General features: G+C 55.7%; 18 protein-coding genes. 13 read left to right on the top strand and 5 right to left on the bottom strand.

Translation table 11 applies throughout. From position 1 onward, the window contains the following. Positions 1 to 106: 106 nt before the first annotated feature. Both larE and GEOBRER4_RS10030 read right to left on the bottom strand, forming a co-directional pair. The gene (gene larE, locus GEOBRER4_RS10035) at positions 107 to 913 is read right to left on the bottom strand and encodes an ATP-dependent sacrificial sulfur transferase LarE (protein ID WP_185242174.1); all 807 of its coding nucleotides are present in this window, start codon (positions 911 to 913) and stop codon (positions 107 to 109) included. Between the two features lie 28 nt (positions 914 to 941). Then, entirely contained in the window at positions 942 to 1,466 is a 525-nt protein-coding gene (locus GEOBRER4_RS10030) for a flavodoxin (protein WP_185242173.1), read from the bottom strand. Positions 1,467 to 1,713: 247 nt separating this feature from the next. On the opposite strand from GEOBRER4_RS10030, the gene GEOBRER4_RS10025 reads away from it, so the two are divergent. Then, complete coding sequence (locus tag GEOBRER4_RS10025; RefSeq protein ID WP_185242172.1) at positions 1,714 to 2,610, top strand: AraC family transcriptional regulator; 897 nt, start codon at positions 1,714 to 1,716, stop codon at positions 2,608 to 2,610. Positions 2,611 to 2,615: 5 nt separating this feature from the next. Here GEOBRER4_RS10025 and GEOBRER4_RS10020 read toward each other — a convergent pair whose 3' ends face one another. Then, positions 2,616 to 2,765, bottom strand: a complete 150-nt coding sequence (locus GEOBRER4_RS10020; protein ID WP_185242171.1) for a hypothetical protein — start codon at positions 2,763 to 2,765, stop codon at positions 2,616 to 2,618. Between the two features lie 431 nt (positions 2,766 to 3,196). Between GEOBRER4_RS10020 and GEOBRER4_RS10015 the strand changes: the two genes are divergently transcribed. From GEOBRER4_RS10015 to GEOBRER4_RS09960, 12 genes are all read left to right on the top strand, one after another. Continuing rightward, the gene (locus tag GEOBRER4_RS10015; RefSeq protein WP_185242170.1) at positions 3,197 to 4,177 is read left to right on the top strand and encodes an aldo/keto reductase; all 981 of its coding nucleotides are present in this window, start codon (positions 3,197 to 3,199) and stop codon (positions 4,175 to 4,177) included. A 34-nt stretch (positions 4,178 to 4,211) separates the two neighbouring features. After that, positions 4,212 to 5,039: an SDR family oxidoreductase gene (locus GEOBRER4_RS10010; RefSeq protein ID WP_185242169.1), complete on the top strand. Its 828-nt coding sequence runs from the start codon at positions 4,212 to 4,214 to the stop codon at positions 5,037 to 5,039. 68 nt (positions 5,040 to 5,107) lie between these two features. Beyond that, complete coding sequence (locus tag GEOBRER4_RS10005; protein ID WP_185242168.1) at positions 5,108 to 6,295, top strand: iron-containing alcohol dehydrogenase; 1,188 nt, start codon at positions 5,108 to 5,110, stop codon at positions 6,293 to 6,295. A 24-nt stretch (positions 6,296 to 6,319) separates the two neighbouring features. Then, positions 6,320 to 6,940: a flavodoxin family protein gene (locus GEOBRER4_RS10000; RefSeq protein WP_185242167.1), complete on the top strand. Its 621-nt coding sequence runs from the start codon at positions 6,320 to 6,322 to the stop codon at positions 6,938 to 6,940. 142 nt (positions 6,941 to 7,082) lie between these two features. After that, entirely contained in the window at positions 7,083 to 8,318 is a 1,236-nt protein-coding gene (locus tag GEOBRER4_RS09995) for a multidrug effflux MFS transporter (protein ID WP_185242166.1), read from the top strand. A 31-nt stretch (positions 8,319 to 8,349) separates the two neighbouring features. Beyond that, on the top strand, positions 8,350 to 9,201 hold the full coding sequence (locus tag GEOBRER4_RS09990; protein ID WP_185242165.1) for an aldo/keto reductase: 852 nt from the start codon (positions 8,350 to 8,352) through the stop codon (positions 9,199 to 9,201). A gap of 78 nt (positions 9,202 to 9,279) precedes the next feature. After that, positions 9,280 to 10,263, top strand: coding sequence for an aldo/keto reductase (locus GEOBRER4_RS09985; RefSeq protein ID WP_185242164.1), 984 nt, complete (start codon positions 9,280 to 9,282; stop codon positions 10,261 to 10,263). Between the two features lie 95 nt (positions 10,264 to 10,358). Next, positions 10,359 to 11,303, top strand: coding sequence for an AraC family transcriptional regulator (locus GEOBRER4_RS09980; RefSeq protein ID WP_185242163.1), 945 nt, complete (start codon positions 10,359 to 10,361; stop codon positions 11,301 to 11,303). 210 nt (positions 11,304 to 11,513) lie between these two features. After that, positions 11,514 to 12,665: an iron-containing alcohol dehydrogenase gene (locus tag GEOBRER4_RS09975; RefSeq protein WP_185242162.1), complete on the top strand. Its 1,152-nt coding sequence runs from the start codon at positions 11,514 to 11,516 to the stop codon at positions 12,663 to 12,665. Between the two features lie 23 nt (positions 12,666 to 12,688). After that, positions 12,689 to 13,747 carry an alpha/beta hydrolase gene (locus GEOBRER4_RS09970; protein ID WP_185242161.1) on the top strand — a complete coding sequence of 353 codons (1,059 nt, stop codon included), beginning with the start codon at positions 12,689 to 12,691 and terminating at the stop codon, positions 13,745 to 13,747. An 11-nt stretch (positions 13,748 to 13,758) separates the two neighbouring features. Further along, the gene (locus tag GEOBRER4_RS09965) at positions 13,759 to 14,982 is read left to right on the top strand and encodes an MFS transporter (RefSeq protein WP_185242160.1); all 1,224 of its coding nucleotides are present in this window, start codon (positions 13,759 to 13,761) and stop codon (positions 14,980 to 14,982) included. A 284-nt stretch (positions 14,983 to 15,266) separates the two neighbouring features. Next, positions 15,267 to 16,466, top strand: coding sequence for a carboxymuconolactone decarboxylase family protein (locus tag GEOBRER4_RS09960; protein ID WP_185242159.1), 1,200 nt, complete (start codon positions 15,267 to 15,269; stop codon positions 16,464 to 16,466). A 735-nt stretch (positions 16,467 to 17,201) separates the two neighbouring features. Here the strand turns inward: GEOBRER4_RS09960 and GEOBRER4_RS09955 are convergent. Together GEOBRER4_RS09955 and GEOBRER4_RS09950 are read right to left on the bottom strand one after the other, a co-directional pair. Continuing rightward, positions 17,202 to 17,921, bottom strand: a complete 720-nt coding sequence (locus GEOBRER4_RS09955) for a creatininase family protein (protein ID WP_085812743.1) — start codon at positions 17,919 to 17,921, stop codon at positions 17,202 to 17,204. 200 nt (positions 17,922 to 18,121) lie between these two features. After that, a complete protein-coding gene (locus tag GEOBRER4_RS09950; RefSeq protein WP_185242158.1) occupies positions 18,122 to 21,907 on the bottom strand; it encodes a PAS domain S-box protein in 3,786 nt (1,261 codons plus the stop codon). Between the last annotated feature and the right edge of the window lie 132 nt (positions 21,908 to 22,039).

Below are 22,039 nucleotides of genomic sequence, written 5' to 3'. Positions count from 1 at the left end.
GGCTGCTTGTCATCACACTATGTGCGATAAAATGGAAAACGGTTAGCCTGATCCTACGCAATCATTGCCCGATAGTGCTGTTGTTGGCGAGTCGCTGCACTGTGTACTATGGTGTGATTGGGAGAGCATTCATGCTTCCCATACGGTAACCCGCCAAATCTACAGTGACGTGACGATACCCTAGGCTCCTCAGAGCTACTTCAAGTCCCTCAGGTTGCTCGATGGAAGCCATGATCAGTGCAGGAATTTCGTTCACCGCGACTTCTATACGGGCGATAGCTCCGTGGCTCCTTAGCCGTGCCGAGGGGAAACCCGCTCGTGCCAATAGTGCTTCACCAGCTTCAACCCGCCGCAGTTCAGCCTCGTCAACTCTCGTATCTACTGGCAAACGGGACAAGAGGCATGCCTTTGCCGGTTTATCCCAACCGTCAATACCGAATGTCCTTAGGAGCACACGGACCTCAATTTTGCTTAGTCCTGCGCGTAGCAGTGGGCTTTTGATACCTAGCTCTTTGAGCGCTTTGAAGCCGGGGCGATAATCGTCCAGATCGTCAACGTTTGTCCCTTCCAGCACCTCACTGGCCCTAAGGTCGGTTGCCATTCCCTTGAGTAACGAGAACAGGTGGTGCTTGCACAGGTAGCAGTGGTCCGGCGGGTTGTTGCGGATCACCTCAGGGAAGGGCTGATCCACAACGAGGTGCCGGACTCCAGTGAGATCCGCGACCTGCCTCGCTTCTTGGACTTCGGCCTGGGGAACGTAAGGAGGGGCAAGAGTTACTGCTAGAACTTCGTCGCCCAGTGCCTCGCGAGCGGCATAGAGTAAAAGAGTGCTGTCAACTCCTCCCGAAAACGCTACAATTACGCGTTGCATGGTGCGCAGGTTGTCAAGAAGGTCTTGATATTTCTGAAGCATTGGGTCTCCCGATAGTGGTTCTTGGATTCTAGCGGCGCGGAATCCCGAGCCATTCCCGGATCCGGTCCTCTGCGGAGCGAACAGATCCACCGACGATGGGTAGCCCCCGCATAACTGTTGCCTCTGGGCAAACCCTCCGAATATCCTTTTCGCTGCTACCCATTGCACTACCTTCGTGGGTGCAAAATGGCAGGATTGTTTTTCCTGAGAAATCGTGCTCTTCTAGAAAGGTGAAAACGGCCATTGGCATGGTTCCCCACCAATTGGGGAACCCGAGGTAGATCACCTCATACCCCGAAATATCCTCCAGGTGTGATGACAGTTCCGGACGTGCATTTTGTTTCAGCTCCTTTTTTGAGACCTCCGTCGTCTCGTGGTAATCAACGGGATATTGCTTCAACGTGTCGATTTTATGGACTGTGGCACCGGTGAGCTTTTGAATTGTCTGAGCGGCAACCTCAGTGTTCCCCACTTCTAGATTGACGATGTCACCTCCGACATAGTTGCTGCCGGCGCGCGAATAGTACGCGATCAACATTTTTCCTTTGTCCATGCGGGCTTCTCCCTAAACTTTTTATTAGCACCACTGGAGTATCTTCCAGGTCTTCAGGTTCTCCGCTTTGGTGCAGGGTGATATTACCTCAGGAACGTCGCGCAGTAATATCACGATTCTGTTGGATTATTGCCTGATCCGCTTATTGCGCTGTATGTTGTTGAAAGCTGTATGTGGTGGGGGTAACATGTGGGCAGATTCTGGAATCAGGTAACTGCTTAAGTAGATGCGAAAAATGGAGGGCCTTATGGAAAAGAAGATGGAGTCCTTGAACGATGCTATTGCTCGATGGACCGAACATGGCGAGCTGCACACCACTGCGATCCCCGGTCTTGCGCTGTTTAGGCGGCAGGAACCTTCCGAGCCGGTAAGCGGCATCTACGAGCCGAGCGTCTGTGTTGTCACTCAAGGAGCAAAGGTGGTCCAGTTCGGCGAAGAGTCCTTGGTCTATGACGCCCAGCACTACCTGATCACGGCCGTTCATATACCGACACTGGTTAGGGTAACCGAGGCAAGCAGTGAAAAGCCCTACCTTGGACTCAGGCTGAAGCTCGACCTGCGAGAGGTCTCACAACTGATGCTCGACTCGAACCTCCCTAAACCGCGTGCTCAGCAAACCAGTCGTGGTATGGCGACCGGCGAGGTCACGCCGCAACTGATCGGGTGCTTTGAGCGATTGGTTGCTTTGCTTGATGATCCTATGGATATCCCCATTATGACGCCAGTCATCCAGAGGGAGATCGTCTATCGCCTCCTGACGGGGGATCAAGGAGAACGGTTACGGCAGATTGCTTCAACTGGCAGCCAGAGCAGTCAGATAGCCCGGGCGATCGACTGGCTGAAGGGGAACTTCAGCAGCCCATTACGAATCGACGATCTTGCGAGCAAGGTCAATATGAGCACTTCGACTTTCCACCATCATTTCCGTACCCTGACTGCCATGAGCCCGCTGCAATACCAGAAAATGCTGCGCCTGAACGAGGCCCGGCGTCTGATGCTGGCCGAGCGACTCGATGCTACAACGGCAGCCTTTAACGTAGGATACGAGAGTGCTTCGCAGTTTTCCCGAGAGTACGGCCGCGTCTTCGGGGCGCCTCCGCTGAGGGACATTAACCGAATGCGGCAGGCCTCTGCAGCAGCATAAGTACTTTAGTGTTGTGAAAGGGGGGGCAGTTCGAATGGAGGGACACCGCAGGTGTCTCTCCATTTTTTGTATGCCTGTTGTTCTGCCGTTTTTCCTCCGTATCCTCCTTTTTTCAAAGTCATACGCCTCTTCAGACCGATCAGTTCTTTTTTCACAATTGCCTCGGGGAATCGCAGTCAACCAAGTCTCTAGCGCTCGCCCCCCCCTAGTTGCGACCTCCCATTGCCACATTCTTTCCCCTGAGCATCACTTGATGTTACAGATCCGGACGATCAGGCAAAAAAGAGACAGGATCGAAATATCCCCTTGTCCACAACTTATGTATATTTCAAATGGTGAAGCAAGGGGCAATAAGGCAATGTCCTGGTTTGAAAGAGGGGCATGACAATAGCCCTGTAACCTTCTAAGGATGTAATAATTCGTAAGTGTCAGGTCATATCGGCCTCCGGGGATGGCTGCAAGCCCTCGAGCAAAAAATGCACAAATCGGAGAAATGTGCAAATATCCAGCAGGATCGAGGTAACGGACTCGAAGGTAGCTGACCTATAATTACAACAGTGGAATTATGACTACACGGAGCAAAAAAATGAAAATGCGAAAATTGGGCAACAGCGGACTTGAGGTTTCGGCCATAGGCATGGGGTGCATGAACCTGAGCTTCGGTACCGGGAAAGCCGTCGACATCAGCGAAGGAGTCCAGGTAATTCGTGCGGGATATGAAAAAGGGATTACCTTCTTTGATACGGCAGAGGCGTACGGCCCTTTCACAAACGAGGAGTTGGTTGGTCAGGCGCTGGAGCCCTTCCGCAAGAAGGTCCTCCTTGCCACGAAGTTCGGCATGATTTCCGAGGAAGGGGGACTCAACAGTCGGCCGGAGCACATCAAAAAGGTCGCTGAAGCTTCGCTGAAACGGCTGAAAACCGACTATATCGACTTGTTTTACCAACACCGGGTCGACCCCAGCGTCCCAATCGAGGATGTTGCAGGCGCGGTAAAAGAGCTGATACAGGAAGGAAAGGTCAAATTCTTTGGGCTTTCTGAGGCAGGAGCAGACACCATCCGCCGCGCTCATGCGGTTCAGCAGGTGGCCGCAGTCCAAAATCAGTACTCGATCTGGACCAGGGAACCGGAGAAGGAGGTGCTGCCGGTGTGTGAAGAGCTGGGGATTGGCTTTGTCCCCTGGGGTCCCCTTGGGACTGGCTTTCTGACAGGCGCCATTACTCCGGACACTAAGTTCGACAGCGCAACTGATCTTCGGGCTGCTTTCCCGCGCTTCACCCAGGAAGCACTTAAAGCCAATATGCCTCTGGTTGAAATGTTGAACGAGATTGCCCGCAGCAAAGGCGTGTCCACGGTTCAGATCGCCTTGGCCTGGCTGCTCGCGCAAAAGCCGTTCATCGTGCCCATCCCGGGGATGGACAAGCTCGAATACATCGAAGACAACATCAAGTCGGCTGATCTGGCGCTGACTGCGGCCGACCTGAAGGAGATAGAAGGGCGGCTCGCCGGCATCGCCATCCAAGGAGACCGGCTTAACAAGGAGTTGTTGTCACTCTCAGAGGAGTAAGGCAGCTAGGGGCTTAGTCAATAAGGAGTCAACCATGAAGAACGTCATCGTAGTCATTGGTGCTGGATTGATCGGTCAGGCTATCGCTCGGCGCGTTGGCGTAGGCAAACACGTCCTGCTGGCAGACCTGCGCCAGGATAATGTCGAGGCTGCAGCGAAAGTCCTAAGCGACGCCGGTTTCGAGGTGAGCACCACAACCGTAGACGTATCATCTCGTGCTTCGGTCCACGCACTCGTCGAGAGCGCAACAGGGATTGGCGCCATAGCTGGAGTCATTCATGCTGCCGGTGTGTCCCCTACGCAGGCGGCTCCTGAGACGATCCTGAAGGTCGATCTCTACGGCACCGCACTGGTACTCGAAGAATTCGGCAGTGTCATCGCTCCTGGCGGTGCGGGCATTGTGATTGCCTCTCAATCGGGCCACCGCCTCCCAGCGCTGTCAACGGAACAGAACAGCGCTCTGGCAACTACACCCACCGAAGAGCTGCTCGCCTTGCCGATGCTTCAGCCAGACGTGGTGACCGACCCGCTTAATGCTTACCAGTTATCAAAGCGCGGAAATTCGTTACGGGTCATGGCAGAGGCGGTGCGCTGGGGCAAGCGTGGTGCACGGGTCAACACCATCAGCCCCGGCATCATCTGCACACCTCTTGCTAAGGACGAACTAGCCGGTCCCCGCGGCCCCGGGTACAGGCGCATGATTGAACTTTCTGCGGCTGGGCGTATCGGCACTCCGGACGAGGTGGGTGCCGTTGCAGCTCTGCTGATGGGACCGGAAGGCACGTTCATCACCGGCAGCGATTTTCTCATGGATGGCGGTGTAACCGCTGCTTACTGGTACGGCGAACTCGCGCCGAAGTGAAGGAGCATTTGCCGGGAGCCGACCAGACATTTTTTATACACAACTCAATAACGTACAGGAGAATCAGCATGAATAATTTCGTTTATAGCATTCCCACCACGGCTTATTTCGGAAAGGGCCAAATCCAGATTTTGGGTGAAACTATCAAGACCCATGGCGGCTCAAAGGTGCTGTTGGCGTATGGCGGCGGGAGCATAAAACAAAACGGCATCTACGAGGTGATCCTCGAGCAGTTCCGCAAGGCCGGTCTTGCACATGTGGAGCTGAGCGGGATTCAACCCAACCCGAGGATCGAGAGCGTGGAGGCAGGGATTCGGGTCTACCGTGAAAATGGCTGCGACTTCATCTTGGCCGTAGGGGGCGGGTCGACCTTGGACGCCTGCAAGGCTATCGCTGCCGGCGTGAAATACCACGGCCCCGTGACGGATCTCTTCGTCGATGAATCGGGTATCTCGTCAAAGATCACTGCCGTTGCTCCGCTGGCGACTATCCTGACCATGGCGGGAACCGGCTCCGAACTGGATATGGGGGGTGTCATCACCGTTGGGAACGATCACAAGAAAAAGGTCGTCCTGCATCCTCTACTCAATCCGAAGTTCTCCATTCTTGACCCCGAGTACACCTATACGGTGCCTGAGTATCATTCGATGGCCGGCGTCGCCGACATCTTCTGCCACCTGATGGAGCAATACTTTACTCCCGACGCTGCGACGACCGTTCAGGACCGCATGAACGAGGGGGTCATGAAGGCAGTTCTGGAGGAGGCACCGAAGATCCTCACTGACCCGAAAAACTACGACGCTCGTGCCAATATCATGTGGGCCAGCTCTATGGCCTTGGCCGGGTTCCAGTTTGTACTCGGTAAGCCGGGATTTCCCTTCCCGCTGCACGGAATGGGGCACGAGCTTTCCAGCAGGTACGATATGACTCATGGTGTCACTCTTGCGCTACTGACCCCTGCCTGGATGCGTCACACCATGAGTACCGCTCCGGAGCATCTGCCGATCTTCGCAAAGTTCGCGCGGAATGTGATGGATGTCCGCGAAGCTGACGATGCCAAAGCGGCAGAGGAAGGCGTTAGGAAGCTCGAAGAATTTTATTCCGGGATCAAGATGCCGGCGAACCTGCGCGAGGCAGGGGTAAAGGAAGAAGACCTGGAAATGATGGCCGCCAAAGCTGTGGAAAATGGGAAATTGGGTATCCTCACATCAATCGGCAAGGAAGAGGCCCTTCAGATCTTACAGATGGCATTGTAAATGACAAAGGTAAAGGATAACGAAATGAAAGCAATTGCGATAAACGGCAGCCCAAGACCGGGCGGCAATACCGAAATCCTGCTCAAGAAGACCCTCGAGCCTTTAGCAGCCGCCGGCTGGGACACGGAGTACCTGCGTATTGGCGGGAAGCCCCTTAGGGGCTGTATAGCCTGCATGAAGTGCGTTGAGAAACAGAACGGCAAGTGCGCTATTGAAAGCGACAGCATGAACGATGTGATCGAAAAGATGTTCGCCGCCGATGCGATCATACTTGGCTCTCCGACGTACTTCGCCGATGTCACCTCCGAGCTGAAGGCCCTGATTGATCGGGCAGGCTTCGTCGCCTTGGCGAATGGCGGTGCCTTCAGCGGCAAGATCGGTGCTGCAGTGGTGGCGGTGCGCCGTGGTGGGGGGACTCACGTTTTCGACACCATAAACCACATGTTCCTCACCTCATCGATGATCGTGCCTGGTTCTATCTACTGGAATCTCGGCGTGGGGTGCGCCAAGGAAGAGGTGCATGACGACGAAGAGGCCATTCGCAATATGGAGCATCTCGGGCAGACCATTGCCTGGCTTGGCAGGGGAACTGCGGCAGCCTCCGCGGCTGCTCCTTTTCCGAAAGTTGCAGTGGAACTACATTAGGTAGAAGGAAAAATAGCCGGCGAACAGCCGGCTTAACAAAAAGGGGCTGCATGTGAACGATCAAGGGAACAAACCATACGTAACGACCGAGCCTGAAGCGGCGGACGGCAACAGGGTTACGTTCTGGGCCCAGGAGTTTTAAATGGCCGACGTGGATCAACTTAAACTGTGGGTGGATAACGAGGTTTCAGTTTTAGAGGAACCCAGACCGGGATGGTATGTGCTCGGCGTGCTGAGCCTTTTGATGGGCTTCGCATCGATTTCGACTGACCTTTACCTACCCGCCATGCCGCTGATGAGTAGCTCCTTGCACGCGGGTACCGGACTGATAGAGTGGACCATCTCAGGGTATCTAGTCGGATTCAGCTTTGGACAGTTGTTGTGGGGGCCGCTCAGCGACCGCTACGGTCGTCGCTTGGCTATCGGCAGCGGGTTGATCCTGTTCGTGCTTGGTTCAGTCGGTTGTGCGCTGTCCAACGATGCCCTGACGTTGATCGCATGGCGGGTGGTGCAGGCGTTGGGCGCTTGCGCAAGTGTTGCTCTTTCGCGTGCCATGGTACGTGATCTTTACGAGGGGACTAAAGCAGCCCAGATGCTGTCCACGCTTATTACGGTGATGGCCGTCATGCCCCTGGTCGGTCCGCTGTTAGGTGGGCAAATTGTTTGGATGTCTGGTTGGCGCGCGATCTTCTGGTTCTTGGTCGCGGTCGGGCTCGTGACCCTCGGGGCGCTCTGCACCATCCCCGAAACTCTGCCTCAACGCAACCGCAACACAGAACCGCTCGGTAGGGCGCTGTTCAGCTATTTTGAGCTGCTGCGAAATCGCAGGCTGCTTGGGTATCTGGGGGCGGGCGGCTTTCTCTATGCCGGCATGTTCGCTTACGTTGCGGGCACACCCTTCGTCTACATCAGCTACTACCATTTCCCTGCTCGTCTGTACGGTCTGCTGTTTGGCATGGGGATCATCGGTATCATGGGGGCCAACATCCTGAACCGGTGGCTGATCGGGCGTTTCGGCTATGACCGGATCCTGGTGGCTGGAGCCATTGCGGCCTCAGCCACCGGCATGTGGGCCGGGTTCGCGGCGCATAGCGGTCTGGGGGGACTTTGGGGACTAGTGATGCCACTGTTTTTGTTCGCGTCAACTACGGGGCTCATCGTCGCCAACTCTATCACCGGCGCACTGACCGATTTCCCACAGCGGGCCGGTGCCGTCTCGGCATTGACGGGTGCTGTCCAGTATGGAAGTGGCATCTTTGGTTCTGGACTGGTTGGACTGTGGGGTGACGGCACTCCCTGGCCGCTGGGACTGGTCGTCGCCCTGAGCGGCGTCGGCTGCCTATTGTCGACTGTGTTGCTGTTACATTCAAGGAAATGAAAACGGTGTGCGTCACAAGGAGGCATTAACTATGGAAAAAGTTGTTCTGAATAACGGCGTCGAAATGCCTATCTTGGGCTTTGGCGTTTTTCAGGTGCCCGATTCCGACGAGTGTGAGCGGAGCGTCTGCGACGCCCTCCATGCGGGCTACCGACTGATAGACACTGCGGCGGCCTACATGAACGAGGAAGCTGTCGGCAATGCGCTCAGGAAATGCGGCGTTACCAGAGAGGAACTTTTCGTAACAACAAAGCTGTGGACCCAGGACGCGGGCTACGATAGCACCAAGCAGGCCTTTGAAAGATCTCTCAACAAGCTGCAGCTCGATTACCTAGACCTCTATCTGATCCATCAGCCCTTTGGCGACGTCTACGGCTCGTGGCGGGCGATGGAAGAGCTCTACCGTGCAGGAAAGATTAGGGCTATCGGGATCAGCAACTTTCACCCGGACCGGGTCATGGATCTCGTCGTCCACAACACGGTGATCCCAGCCGTTAACCAGATCGAAACCCACCCGTTCTGCCAGCAGGTCGAGACGCAAAAGTTCCTCGAGGAGAACCAGATTCAGATCGAATCTTGGGGGCCTTTTGCGGAAGGCAGGAATGATCTGTTTGCCAATGTACTGTTGAGGTCCATCGGGGAGAAATACGGCAAAAGTATCGCGCAGGTCGTCCTTCGTTGGCTGATCCAACGGGGTGTCGTCTCGATCCCAAAGTCGGTACACCCTGACCGCATAAGGGAAAACTTCGATGTGTTCAATTTTGAACTCAGCGCCGAGGACATGGCGGCTATCGCGACTCTGGACCAGAAACAGAGCAGCTTCTTCGATCACCGCGACCCTGCGATGGTCAAGTGGTTGGGTGAAAGAAAACTCGATCTCTGACACATAGGACCGCACCACAACATCGCCTCGATGGGCGCCATAAGCGTTTCTGCTCGAGGATGTTAAAGGATATATACCATGAAGAAGCGATTGCTGGGAAAGGGTTTGGAAGTCTCAGCCATAGGTTACGGCGCCATGGGCCTGAGTCATGGATATGGACCGGCAACCGACAGGCGGCAAGCCATTGAGCTGGTCCGCGCGGCCGCAGAGCGTGGGGTCACCTTCTTCGATACAGCACAGATTTACGGCGCGGAGAACGAAGAGATCGTGGGCGAGGCCCTGGCACCTCTGCGCGGAGAGGTGGTGATCGCCACAAAATTCGGATTCGAACTCGGGCGCACCGACAATCGACAGGTTCTTAGCAGCCGGCCGGAGTATATCCGTGAGGTGACCGAGGGGTCGCTGAAACGACTCCGGGTCGAGGCCATAGATCTATACTACCAGCACCGCGTCGACCCTGATGTTCCGATCGAGGACGTTGCCGGCACGATAAAGGACTTGATTGCCGAGGGGAAGGTGAAGCATTTCGGCCTATCAGAGGCCGGAGTCGAGACCATCCGCCGAGCCCACGCGGTCCTTCCGGTCACGGCGGTCGAGAGCGAGTACTCCATGATGTGGCGACAGCCCGATGATGAACTGCTGCCAGTTCTTGAGGAACTCGGCATTGGCTTTGTGCCCTTCAGTCCGCTCGGCAAAGGTTTTTTAACCGGTCGCTTTGACAAGAATTCAACCTTTGACAGCTCTGATTTCCGCAGCATCGTCCCGCGTTTCTCACCGGAGAATCTCGATGCCAACCAGGCACTGGTCAACCTCGTAAAGGAAATTGCGGCTGATAAGCAAGCGACGCCGGCCCAAGTCGCTCTGGCGTGGGTGTTGGCGCAAAAACCGTGGGTCGTGCCGATACCGGGTACCACCAAGCTCCAACGTCTGGATGAAAATCTTGGCGCAGCCGACGTTGAGCTGTCGTCTGAGGATCTCGGCAACATCGCGCGTGCCTTAGCGAAAATAGAGGTGCATGGCGATAGATATCCTGCCCATCTGCAGAAGAGGGTGGGGCGGTAACAGACAACGAGAGCCTCTCCGGGCGGTTGAGGAGTTTGTATTGTTGCGGAAATTTGCAGATGATATCGTTTAAGAAGTAAAGGTTGGAGAAAGTCATGACAAAACAAAAGAATTTAGACGCTGACGAGGTAATCAACTGGGATGTTGCACTCAAGACTTTGGCCAAGACCATTGCCCGATGGACCACCAACCGTGAAGTCCTCCAGACGGCGATACCCGGGTTGACCTTTTTTCACCACAACCACCCGACTGAGCCGGGAATCGGAGTGCATGAACCAAGCGTTTGCGTGGTTGCTCAGGGCGCCAAAAAAATCCATCTCGAAGACGAGACGTTCATCTATGACGCCAATAACTACCTGATTGCGTCGGTCCACATGCCGACAATTTATCAGGTGATATCCGCAACACCTGAAGAGCCCTACCTGGGATTGTTGTTGAAGTTTGATATGCGCGAATTGTCGCAGCTGATGATAGACAGCAACCTGCCCTCACCGCGAACGAAAACCATTGAACGCGCCATAGCAACCGGCGAAATGACGCTCCCCCTGTTGGGAGCGATCCAAAGGCTGGCCAGTCTGCTTGACGAACCCGAGAGCATACCCATTCTTGCACCGATGCTTCACCGGGAGATTCTCTTTCGATTACTCAACGGAGAGCAGGGAGCACGACTGCGCAAGATTGCATCAGCGGGAAGCAGCAGCCATCAAGTTGCCCGCGCAATTGACTGGCTGAGGGTGAATTTCTGCGAGCAGTTGCGGGTCGAAGACCTCGCCGAAAGTGCCAACATGAGTCCGTCCAGTTTTCACAGTCACTTCAGGTCAATGACCTCCTTGAGCCCGCTTCAGTACCAGAAACACCTCCGCCTGCAGGAAGCGAGGCGCATAATGCTTGCGGAAAACCTTGACGCAACGAGCGCAGCCTTCCGGGTTGGGTATGAAAGTTCGTCCCAGTTCAGCCGCGAGTACAGCAGACTGTTCGGGGCGCCACCGCTGCGCGATATCTCCCAGTTGCGTCGTGGAGCCGCTGGAATCACCAGCTAGCAAAACGCCTGCACCGCTGGAACCTCATAACAGATGCTCACACAAAGGGGGCAGCTCATTTCAGAGCTGCCCCCTTTGTGTGAGCGCCCTACATAAAACGTTGCCAATTGTAGGATTGTGCAAAAAACGGATAGGTATGTGTATTTCCAAATCAACTGTAGGTTTCTAATATACAACCAAGAAAACAAAGCAACAGCAAGGAGAACCAAATTGCGCGACTTCACTTTTTACAACCCGACGAGGATTGAATTTGGCAAAGGCAAAGAACTCAACATCGGGCAATACGTCAACGAGTTCGGTGTGGGCAGCGTCCTAATCCTATACGGATCGGAACGGATCAAAAGAGACGGGCTGTTCGAACGCGTTACCGCATCCCTCGAAGCGCAGGGTGTTGTCTACGAATCGGCGGGTGGCATTATCAGCAACCCCCTGATCAGTCAAGTACGAGAGGCCATCAAGAGCGTAAAGGAGAACAAGCTGAAAGGGATCGTGGCCGTTGGTGGAGGGTCGGTCCTCGACTCTGCCAAAGCCGTTGCGGCGGGTGCCAAATATGACGGTAATGTTTGGGACTTCTTTGATGGCAAGGCCATGGTTAAAGAAGCTATTCCAGTTTTCTCCGTGATGACACTGGCAGCCACTGGCAGTGAAATGAACACCGGTGGTGTTGTGACCAATGATGAAACTCGCCAGAAGTTCGCGATCATGTCACCGCACCTCTTCCCGAAAGTGTCTGTCATCAATCCAGAACTGATGGCCTCGGTCACACCTGAGTATCTCGCCTACTCCGCCGTCGATATTTTTGCCCACTGCCTCGACCTCTACTTCACCGCCAGTCATTTCCCCGGTTACAACGCAGCCTTGATCGAAAACATCCTGGACACGGTTATACGCACCACAAACATCCTGCTCGAAAATCCGAACGACTATGATGCACGTGGCGAATTTGCCTGGGCTTCCACAATGGCACTGAATGGCAATACCTTCGTCGGTGTGGAGGGCAACACCTACGATACCCACATGATCGAGCATGCCATGTCTGCGCTCTACAACGTCCCCCACGGTGCCGGTCTGGCTGTCGTACTCCCCGCATGGATGAAGTCGATCAAAAACGAAAACTCGGCACGTTTTGAGCGCTTCGCAAAGAAGGTGTTCGGCGTTGATGACGCCGATGCAGGTATTACCAGGATGACCGAATGGTTCAGCGCCATCGGCGCTCCGGTCACCTTTGCGCAAGCCAGTCTTACGGTGGATGCCGTCGAACCGATCGCAGCGAACGCCTTCGGTAACGCACAACTCTGGGGCATGGACAAAATGTATCCCCAGGAGAGAATCGCCGGTATCCTCAAGCTGGCTGTGAAGTAGCTACTTATTCAAGGAGCCTAAACATGGAACACAAATCTTCTACAAGCAGATTGGGTATCGTCACTTCGATTTTTGCAGGCTTGTTATTATCAGCTAGCATCGCATTGGGGGCCGACATGTCTCATGGAGCGGATAATTTCTACAAAAGCGACAAGGTCACATTGCAGAAGGTTTCATTCAACAATCAATACAAGATGAAAGTTGCAGGAAACCTGTTCATTCCCAAGGGCATAAAGCAGGGAAGCAAGAACCCCGCAATAGTTGTCGGCCACCCCATGGGGGCCGTCAAAGAGCAAAGCTCGAACTTGTATGCCACGAAACTGGCCGAGCAGGGCTTCGTAACCCTGGCGATCGACCTGTCCTTCTGGGGCGAGAGCGAAGGTCAACCACGTAATGCCGTTTCACCAGATATCTATGCAGAGGATTTCAGTGCGGCGGTCGATTATCTAGGCACCCAATCATTTGTGGATCGTGAGCGGATTGGTGTCCTTGGTATATGCGGCAGCGGGAGTTTTGCGATCAGTGCCGCCAAGATTGACCCCCGCATGAAAGCAATTGCCACCGTCAGCATGTACGACATGGGTGCGGCAGTCCGTAATGCACTCAATCATTCACAAACCATTGAGCAGAGAAAAGCGATCATTGCCGAAGCGGCTCAGCAGCGTTATGGCGAATTTTCTGTTGGCGAAACTAAATACACAAGCGGTACAGTGCACGAATTAACGAAAGACACACATCCAATCCAGCGTGAATTTTATGATTTTTACCGTACGCCGCGAGGTGATTTCACCCCTAAAGGTTCATTACCGGAACTGACAACGCACCCGACACTGACAAGTGCCGTGAAGTTCATGAACTTCTACCCCTTTGAAGATATTGAGACGATCTCTCCTCGCCCCATGCTGTTCATTACTGGCGACAAAGCACATTCCATCGAGTTCAGTCAGGATGCCTACAAGCGAGCAGCTGAACCCAAGGAGCTGGTTCTCGTCAAAGGTGCGGGGCATGTGGATCTCTACGACCGGGTCAATCTGATCCCTTGGGACAAGCTGACCTCGTTCTTCAGAAAGAACTTGATATGAGCAGCGACTCCATGACTACGCAAGTATGTGACTCCCTAGATCAGGGTGAATTTTCGCAAGACGAGGCAGGCACACGACCTGCGTACTGGAGCGGTGTCTTTGCCATGACGCTGTGCGTGTTCGCGTTGATCGCCTCTGAGTTCATGCCTGTCAGCCTGTTGACACCAATGTCTGCCGATCTGCACGTCACCGAAGGGATGACAGGGCAAGGCATCGCGATTTCCGGCGCCTTCGCAGTGGTGACGAGCCTGTTCATTTCCGCGCTGGCCGGCAGTATGGATCGTAAGACGCTACTGCTGGGCTTGACGGGGGGGATGGCCCTGTCCGGCGCGGTCATCGCTCTGGCGCAGAACTATGTCATCTACATGGTGGGTCGCGCGCTCATCGGCGTGGTGGTAGGTGGGTTCTGGTCACTATCGGTGGCTACGGCCATGCGGCTGGTGCCTGGAAACCAAGTGCCGCGCGCGATGGCCGTCTTCAATGGCGGCAACGCCTTGGCAACCGTTATAGCGCCTCCCCTAGGTAGTTACCTCGGCTCGGTCATCGGCTGGCGAGGCGCGTTCTTCTGCCTAGTACCGGTGGCATTGATCGCCCTCGTCTGGCAATGGATGAGCTTGCCTTCAATGCAGGTAGAGACAAGAGCGAGTTCGGGCAACATATTCAAATTGCTGAAAAGCCGTACTGTCGCTTTGGGTATGGCCGCTTGCAGCATTCTCTTTATGGGGCAGTTCACGCTGTTCACCTATGTGCGTCCGTTTCTAGAGACGGTGACGCAAGTGGACGTGGACGCGCTGTCGCTCATCCTGCTTGTGATCGGCGTGACGGGCTTCATAGGCACCACACTCATCGGCACTGTGCTAAAGAAGTTTGGCCTATATCCCACGATGATCGTCCTTCCAGTGTTAATGGCTATGATTGCCCTAGCACTGATCGTCTGGGGCGGCTGGGTGTCAGCCGTGGTGATGGTGCTCGGTTGTTGGGGACTGGTTGCCACCGCTGCGCCCGTGGGCTGGTGGAGTTGGTTGGCTCAGACCCTGCCCCACGATGCAGAGGCAGGTGGCGGGCTGATCGTGGCTGTAATACAATTGGCCATTGCCATTGGTTCCACCGTGGGCGGCTTGCTGTTCGACACGAGTGGCTACCAGAGCACCTTTGCTGCCAGCGCCATTTTGTTGCTCATTGCAGCGGGTCTGGTGTTTGTGACGTCTCGCGTCGATCGGGCGCATTCCGCTTGAGTCACACCACTTTCAAGGAGAGCTGTCATGCAATCACACATCTCGGTCGTAGTGGGCTTCGAATCAGTCGTTTGGCTCTCCGTACCATGACTTTCAGGGAACTAATTGGCGAAGGGCCAGCTTCGAAATCCCTTGAGGCTGGCATCAAGTAAGGACATTGTTGTCTCCCTTTTTCAGGATTCGCTTAAAAAGCCGCCGGCTGGGACCCTGCCCACCTGCAGAAGAGGGTGGGGCGCTAACTGGAAACGAGAGCCCCCCGGGCCGCTGAGGAGTAAATGAGGGACATGAGACCACTTCTTATCCTGGCATCCGCTTGTATCGCGATGTTGATCACTGCTATATCGGAGGCGCAGACCATGCAAAATCATCTAAATGTGAAACAGCGGGCAATCATCCCCATCGCCGCTTTCACTGCCAACGGAGATCTCGACAAGCTAAGAGTGGCACTATGTGATGGCCTCGATGCCGGTCTTACCGTGAGTGAGATCAAGGAAATCCTGGTTCAGCTTTACGCCTATGCAGGCTTTCCCCGAAGCCTTAACGGCATTGGCACATTCATGACTCTCATAAGCGAGCGAGAAAAAGAAGGTATTAGGGACGAGAAGGGGAGGGGAGCAAGCCCTCTGCCGACAAGCCGAACTAGCCTTGAATTCGGCGCCGAAAACCAGACCAGGCTAGTCGGACAACCTGTGACCGGCCCGATTTTTGACTTTGCCCCGGCAATCGACCATTTCTTGAAGGCCCACCTCTTCGGCGACATCTTTCAGCGCGACGTGCTGAATTGGCAAGATCGAGAATTGGCAACCGTAGCGGCTCTGGCCAATATCGAGGGCGTCAATCCGCAATTGCAGGGGCATTTGTCCATAGCTCTGCACAACGGTCTGTCCCCCGAGCAGTTGCGGGATCTTATTGGTGTTCTGAGCACAAAGTGCGGCCCGAAGGTTGCGGAGAACGCTGGAGTCGTTTTAGACCAGGTTTTGGCGTCCAGTAAGCAAGTACCGGTTGGAGACCGCCCTGCCATGGATAACGTCGAGGCTACTGCGAACCTCCAAAAGGAGAAGAACATGAGTCAGCAACACAGTGACCTTCGCAATGGCGGTATTTTCCCCGTCGGAGAGAAGAACGAAAAATATGCCAAATACTTTACCGGCACAAGCTATCTTAAGATGCTGTCGACGGAAAGGGTGTTCATAGGCAATGTTACCTTTGAGCCAGGTTGCCGAAATTTCTGGCATATCCATCACAAGGGAGGACAGATTTTGCTCGTCACTGGCGGACGCGGCTGGTATCAGGAATGGGGAAAAGCCGCGAGGGATCTCCGCGCCGGCGACGTGGTCAATATCGCACCAGAAACCAAGCACTGGCATGGAGCGGCAAAGGATAGTTGGTTCTCCCATGTGGCAGTAGAAGTCCCCGCAGAGGGCGGTTCCACCGAATGGCTTGAGCCGGTGCCCGATGAGGCATACAACCGGTTGCCGAGGTGATCAAGTCAGTCGAGCGATGACGACGGTAGATAACGCGGTATCAGTTTGGCCAAGGTAAAGGGAGCAACAAATTTGTGGGTGTGTACTCAGTTGTATTTTCAAGGAAACGAGGTCTAGGCAAAGCCTGCGCTTCGCAGGTAATGGGGGCTCCGCAATATTAGGTGCCAACGGGGTGGCCTTTACTTATTGTCGCCTTTTTACTTCAGCGCTAGCAGGTATTTTACTTCCGCCAAGTGCGTGGGAGCAAGGGGGCGGCGATAGGTATTAGTAACGTCCCATAAGATATATTATGTCAAGTTGGCTATCTGGGTTCGCGCAGTTCTGAGGGGGGCAAGATGCATTTCGCGTTCGAAGGGATTCGTGGCAGGATCGTTTCGCTGGAGGGCTCTTCGCTGTCATCCGGTTATCACCCTCTCCGGATGACAGCTCCTATTATATAGCACGGCGTGACACGCCGCTCTCTTTGGTTTGAAAAAGTTTCACTGCCCCTGGTCTGGTTCGCGCGTGTTGTCAGAATGCGGCCCAATGGCGTCGACACCTGACCGGCCTGACTTCAAACCCTTCCTCTTGCTCTTGCCGTTCCTTCTTTTCCGAAAGACCGGTCCGTTGCGAGCCACCTATTGTGTAAAACCGCTTCTATTGCCTTTTTACCAAAAACGGGTGCAGGCCTACCCCTGCACCCATGCAAAAAGTCCCTTTAAACGGCAAATTTGGAAGCCGCTTTTTTGGGCACTTTTACCAGCGCCGGCTCTCCAGCGCCTCTACCAGTTCTACGACCTTGTCGGCGACCAATGATTCGAGCAACCGCCCTTTTTTCGCGGTCGCCTTGCCGGGATCCCCCCATACTCCGCCAGGCCAAAAGCTCCGCTTGTCACGAACCAGTATGCCGGTGGGAAACGACGGGTACTCCGCTTCGGCAAGCCCTTTGACCAGGTGCGGATGTGAATGCATGATCCGCGAGGTCTCGATCTCGCCGGCATGGGCATCACCGCGGGTCTCGATGATCCCGGCGCCAGCCTCCTTGGCCAGATCGTATTCGGTGACGACTGCCATGTTGATCATCGGCAGTTCGCGTATCAGTTCCTCGCCGGCGTCCTGCAACGCCATCTTGTGCGAGCCGCCGGCATGACCGGTGAGCGCTATGAAATTCATGAGCCCATGCGAGTGCAGTGACCGCACAATATCCTTGAGCAGCGACTTCAAGGTCGCCGTGCTGATCGATATGGTCCCTGGATGGCACGAGGTCGAACGGCAGGATCCATAATGAATCGGCGGCGCGACAAAAAGCGGAATTCTTTCGGCTGCGCGCTTGCCGACCTCGTAGGCCTCGATGGTATCGGTGGATAATGGCAAGTGGCTGCCATGTTCTTCGACGGAACCGAAAGGAATATAGACGGTCTTGCTGACCGAGAGCCCCCGGGAAAACTCCTCCATGGTCATAGTCTCTATCAGCATGGCGGACCTCCTTGTAAGTGATTGAATTAAAAGAAGAACAAGCAACAAAAGACACTCCCCTCCCCTTTTTCAATGCGTGGAAGAGGGGGGGGGAGCGGGTTGCGGTGCAACTGCTGCCGCGCTAGCAAACTTTCCTGTTCTACAGAATGAGCCCCCCTCCCCTCTTTTTATGCGGGAACGAGCGGGGGGGCAATGCCGCTTTACTGGGAGTCGAGCATCTCGCGGACCTTCCTGGCCAGTTCTATGGGTTTCGCAGGCTTGCGGATGATGTCGACACCGTCCATGGAGATCCCCTTGTCCTGGATCAAGTCGGCGGTGTATCCGCTCAAGAAGAGTACCTTCAGCTGCGGCGAGCGCTCTCTTAGCTTTTCACAGAGCTGTTTGCCATTCATCTTCGGCATGATCACGTCCAGAAGCGCGAGCTTTATGTCGCGCCATCTCGACTCGTAGATCTCCAGCGCTTCCTCTCCGCTTTCTGTCAGGATCACGTTGTACCCGTATCTCTTCAGAACCGATTCGACGAGGCGACCGACCGCGGCGTCGTCTTCGACGACCAGAACGGTCTCGCTCCCCCCTTCAGGGACGAAGCCGGCCGTTTTTTCTACCGGCTGCGCCTTTGCGGCGTTCAATGGGAGGTAGATGCTGAAGGTGGTGCCGAACCCGCGCTGGCTGAAGATGGTGACGTACCCCCCGTGCTGCTTGATGATGCCGTAAACGATGGAGAGGCCGAGACCTGTCCCGCGTCCCGGGAGTTTGGTGGTGAAAAATGGCTCGAAGATCTTCTGTTGGGTCTCGGGATCCATCCCAGTGCCCGTGTCGGTCACGGTAAGCAGCGCGTAGCGGCCAGGCATGCCGTACCCGTGCAGCCGGTGGAACTCCTTGTCCAACTGCACCGCCTCGGTCTTTATGGTCAGCTCGCCGCCGCCGGGCATGGCGTCCCGCGCATTGGTGGCAAGGTTCATCAGCACCTGCTCGATTTGACCGCTGTCGGCCGTCACCATAAGTTCTTCATCGCAGAATGAGGTCTTGAGCGTCACGTCCTCGCCGATGATACGGACCAGGAACTTCACGTGCTTTCTCGCCAGCTCGCTCAATTCCACCTGGTGCAGCAGCATAACCTGTTTGCGGCTGAAGGCAAGGAGGCTCCTGGTCAGATGGGTGGCCCGGTCGGCGGCATCGAGGATCTGCTCCATGTTCTCGAGCATCGGGTCGCCTGACGGCAGGGAGTGCTGCAGCAGCTGCCCGAACCCCATGATCACGGTCAATATGTTGTTGAAGTCGTGGGCGACGCCGCCGGCAAGCTGGCCGATCGCCTCCATCTTCTGAGCCTGGCGCAACTGCTCTTCGAGCTTCTTGCGCTCTGAGATGCTCTCCATGAACGCCATGAAGTGGCTTATGACGCCGGCGCTGTTTCTGATCGGGGAGATGGTGGCGTGCTCCCAGTGCGTCGCACCGCTCTTGTACCGGTTGTAGAGCTCGCCGGTCCAGACCCGCCCGGAGGTTATCGTGTCCCAGAGCCCCTGGTAGAGCGCAGGCGAAGTCTTGCCGCTTTGCAGCAGCTTCGGGTTGCGGCCGATGACTTCGTCCGCTTCGTAGCCGGTCACTTGGGTAAAGCGCGGATTCACGAACTCGATATTGCCGTTAGTGTCGGTTATCATGATGTAAACCGGGCTCTGCATGACCGCCTGGGACAGCTTCAGCAATTGTTCTTGCGCTTGCCTGCGCTCGGTCATGTCCTTGTAGATAATCACCGCGCCCACCAGTTCGCCGTCCTCTCGTATCGGGCTGCAGTTGCATTCGGCGTAGAAGCTGGTGCCGTCCTTGCGCCAGAAAAGCTCGTCGCTCCCCTTGTAGGGGCGTCCTTCGCGACAGGCGGCGGCGACTGCGCATTCCGGTTCCTGGAAGGGGGAGCCGTCCTCACGGCTGTGGTGCATCAGCTCATGCTGGTTCCGGCCGAGCAGTTCCTCCTGGCTCCAGCCGACCATCTCGGCGGCCGCCGGGTTGACGAAGGTGATCCTCCCCTGGGTGTCGACCCCGTTGATCCCTTCGCCCGCTGCATCCAGGATCAGCTGCAGCTGCCGACGTGTTTTTTCGTGCGCATCCTGGGCGCGCTTTCTTTCCGTGATGTCCTCGATAACCTGCAGGGCCCCGACCAGCGAACCGTGACGGTCCCTGATGGGCGCAGCGCTGATGGCGATGTAGTGCCCCTCTCCAGCCGGATCCCGGTACCACCCCTCTGCCTGGATCCCTCCGTCGATCAGGGGAGAACGCTGACTGCGGCTGTAATACTTGGTGAGGTCGTCGAGCGCATCGTCCAGGATCAGGTCCGCCAAAAGCGGCCTCTCGCTGTCGTAAAAGATCTTCCAGCAGTTCTCCAGGCCTAGCACATCTGCGGCCTTTATGCCGGTCAGAACCTCCAGGGCGGAGTTCCAGATGATGACGCGATGACTGTGGTCGAGAACGAAGGTCGGCACGGTGGACATCATCACCAGGTTTTCGGCGAACTCCTTCTGTGCCTGCAGGGCTTCCTCGGCCTGCTTGTGTTCGGTTATGTCCAGCATGGCGCCGAGTATCCCACCGGGGCTCCCGTCTCTGTCGGGGAAGGTGGTCTTGAAAAACATGACGTCACGCTGGGTGAGGTTGCCGCGCAGCGCCTTCGCCTCGAAAACCTGAACTCCCGCTGCAGCGAAGAGTTCCTGGTCGGACTGGTGGTACTTCTCGGCCAGGTGCGTGGGGACCACGTCGTGGACGGTCTTGCCCATGAGCTCTTCGCGGGTGTGGCCGTTGAAATCGAGGAAGGCCTGATTGCACCCAAGGTACCTCCCCTGGGCGTCCTTGTAGTAGACCGGTATGGGGATGATGTCGATGAGTATCCTGGAGAAGTCAAGCTGCCTCTTCAACTCGCCTTTCTGCGCCTCAACCTCTTTCAGCAGCTGGTTGAAGGCGTCGCAAAGAACCCCGATCTCGTCCCCGGCGCTGACGCAGATGGGCTGGGCCACCTCCTTGTGCTCGGTCATGGAGCGGATCTGCTGCGTGAAGGCCAGAAGCGGGGCGGTGAGGAACTTCATCGAGAGCCAGACGACCAGGATCGCGATGAGCAACACCACGGCCAGTGCGAAAAGTATGTAGCTCCGCGCCTTATGGATGGGGGAGTAGGCTTCCTTCTGGGGGAAGTTGGAGGCGAGGATCCAGCCGGTCGACTTCAACCTCTTGAAGGAGCTGATCACCTGCAGCTTTCTGGAATTCACCGTCTCACCGGTCCCCTCGAACCCGGCTATCGCCTTGTCGAAGAGGATGTTGGCGCCAACCGGAACGTCCCTGCGGAAGATCCGGCTGCGGTCGGGATGGACGATCATCGTCCGGTCCCTGTTGTAGAGGTACAAATAACCTTCGTCGCCCAGGACCACGCTGCCGATCCTGGTCAGAAAGTTGTTCTTGGTGAGGTCGATGCTCCCGGTGAGGATGGCGGTAATTTGCCCGTTGCCGCCGAAGATGGGGGCGGTGAACATGATGATCGGGTGGTGGTGCGGCTGCGAAGAGATGAAAGGTTCCGATATCTGCGGCTTCCCGGTGGCGAGCGTGCTTTTCAGATAGTCGCGTTGCAGGTAGTTCCTACCGAGGAGGGTGGGCTCCGCCGGGTTGCCTGAGATGAGCACCCCGTCGCTGGAGAAAAGGAACAGGCCGTTGTCGAACATCGCCAGCGTATCGGGCCGGTCGTCGAAAAACGATCTGAGGACAGACGGGTCGTTGACCGCGCCTTTGCTGAGCGTGCCGGCCGTGGCAACGAGCTCGGTCTGGGAAGAAAGTATCTTGTCGTCGATCTGGTCCGCCAGGGCCGAGACCATGTCGAACTGCTGGGTGTACAGCAACTGCTTTAGCTGATCCACAAGATACATCTGGGTGGAAAGAGCCAGAATGGACAACAGCCCCGCTATCAGCAGCGAGATGGTGACGGTCATCTTGGTTTTCAGACTGATGGGTAACAAACAGCCTCCAGGGAATCAACCGGAGTTATGGTGATTGAGCCACCCTTTGCCGAGGGAGACGCGGTCATGAGCGGCGACAAGAGGGTAAACATGACACCTTAATATGGATTCCTGCCGCCTGTCCAGATGAAA

This window comes from Citrifermentans bremense (assembly GCF_014218275.1).
In the GTDB taxonomy this organism is placed as follows: Bacteria; Desulfobacterota; Desulfuromonadia; order Geobacterales; family Geobacteraceae; genus Geomonas; species Geomonas pelophila.
Note: the sequence above shows the minus strand (reverse complement) of the source record. Positions and strands in the feature narration are given on the sequence as shown.

Coding starts and splice junctions, on each gene's coding strand:
- GEOBRER4_RS09985 (WP_185242164.1), top strand. CDS start 9,280: ATGAAGAAGCGATTGCTGGGAAAGGGTTTGGAAGTCTCAGCCATAGGT.
- GEOBRER4_RS09990 (WP_185242165.1), top strand. CDS start 8,350: ATGGAAAAAGTTGTTCTGAATAACGGCGTCGAAATGCCTATCTTGGGC.
- GEOBRER4_RS09955 (WP_085812743.1), bottom strand. CDS start 17,921: ATGCTGATAGAGACTATGACCATGGAGGAGTTTTCCCGGGGGCTCTCG.
- GEOBRER4_RS10015 (WP_185242170.1), top strand. CDS start 3,197: ATGAAAATGCGAAAATTGGGCAACAGCGGACTTGAGGTTTCGGCCATA.
- GEOBRER4_RS09995 (WP_185242166.1), top strand. CDS start 7,083: ATGGCCGACGTGGATCAACTTAAACTGTGGGTGGATAACGAGGTTTCA.
- GEOBRER4_RS10005 (WP_185242168.1), top strand. CDS start 5,108: ATGAATAATTTCGTTTATAGCATTCCCACCACGGCTTATTTCGGAAAG.
- GEOBRER4_RS09965 (WP_185242160.1), top strand. CDS start 13,759: ATGACTACGCAAGTATGTGACTCCCTAGATCAGGGTGAATTTTCGCAA.
- GEOBRER4_RS10000 (WP_185242167.1), top strand. CDS start 6,320: ATGAAAGCAATTGCGATAAACGGCAGCCCAAGACCGGGCGGCAATACC.
- GEOBRER4_RS09980 (WP_185242163.1), top strand. CDS start 10,359: ATGACAAAACAAAAGAATTTAGACGCTGACGAGGTAATCAACTGGGAT.
- GEOBRER4_RS10010 (WP_185242169.1), top strand. CDS start 4,212: ATGAAGAACGTCATCGTAGTCATTGGTGCTGGATTGATCGGTCAGGCT.
- GEOBRER4_RS09970 (WP_185242161.1), top strand. CDS start 12,689: ATGGAACACAAATCTTCTACAAGCAGATTGGGTATCGTCACTTCGATT.
- larE (WP_185242174.1), bottom strand. CDS start 913: ATGCTTCAGAAATATCAAGACCTTCTTGACAACCTGCGCACCATGCAA.
- GEOBRER4_RS10030 (WP_185242173.1), bottom strand. CDS start 1,466: ATGGACAAAGGAAAAATGTTGATCGCGTACTATTCGCGCGCCGGCAGC.
- GEOBRER4_RS10025 (WP_185242172.1), top strand. CDS start 1,714: ATGGAAAAGAAGATGGAGTCCTTGAACGATGCTATTGCTCGATGGACC.
- GEOBRER4_RS09960 (WP_185242159.1), top strand. CDS start 15,267: ATGAGACCACTTCTTATCCTGGCATCCGCTTGTATCGCGATGTTGATC.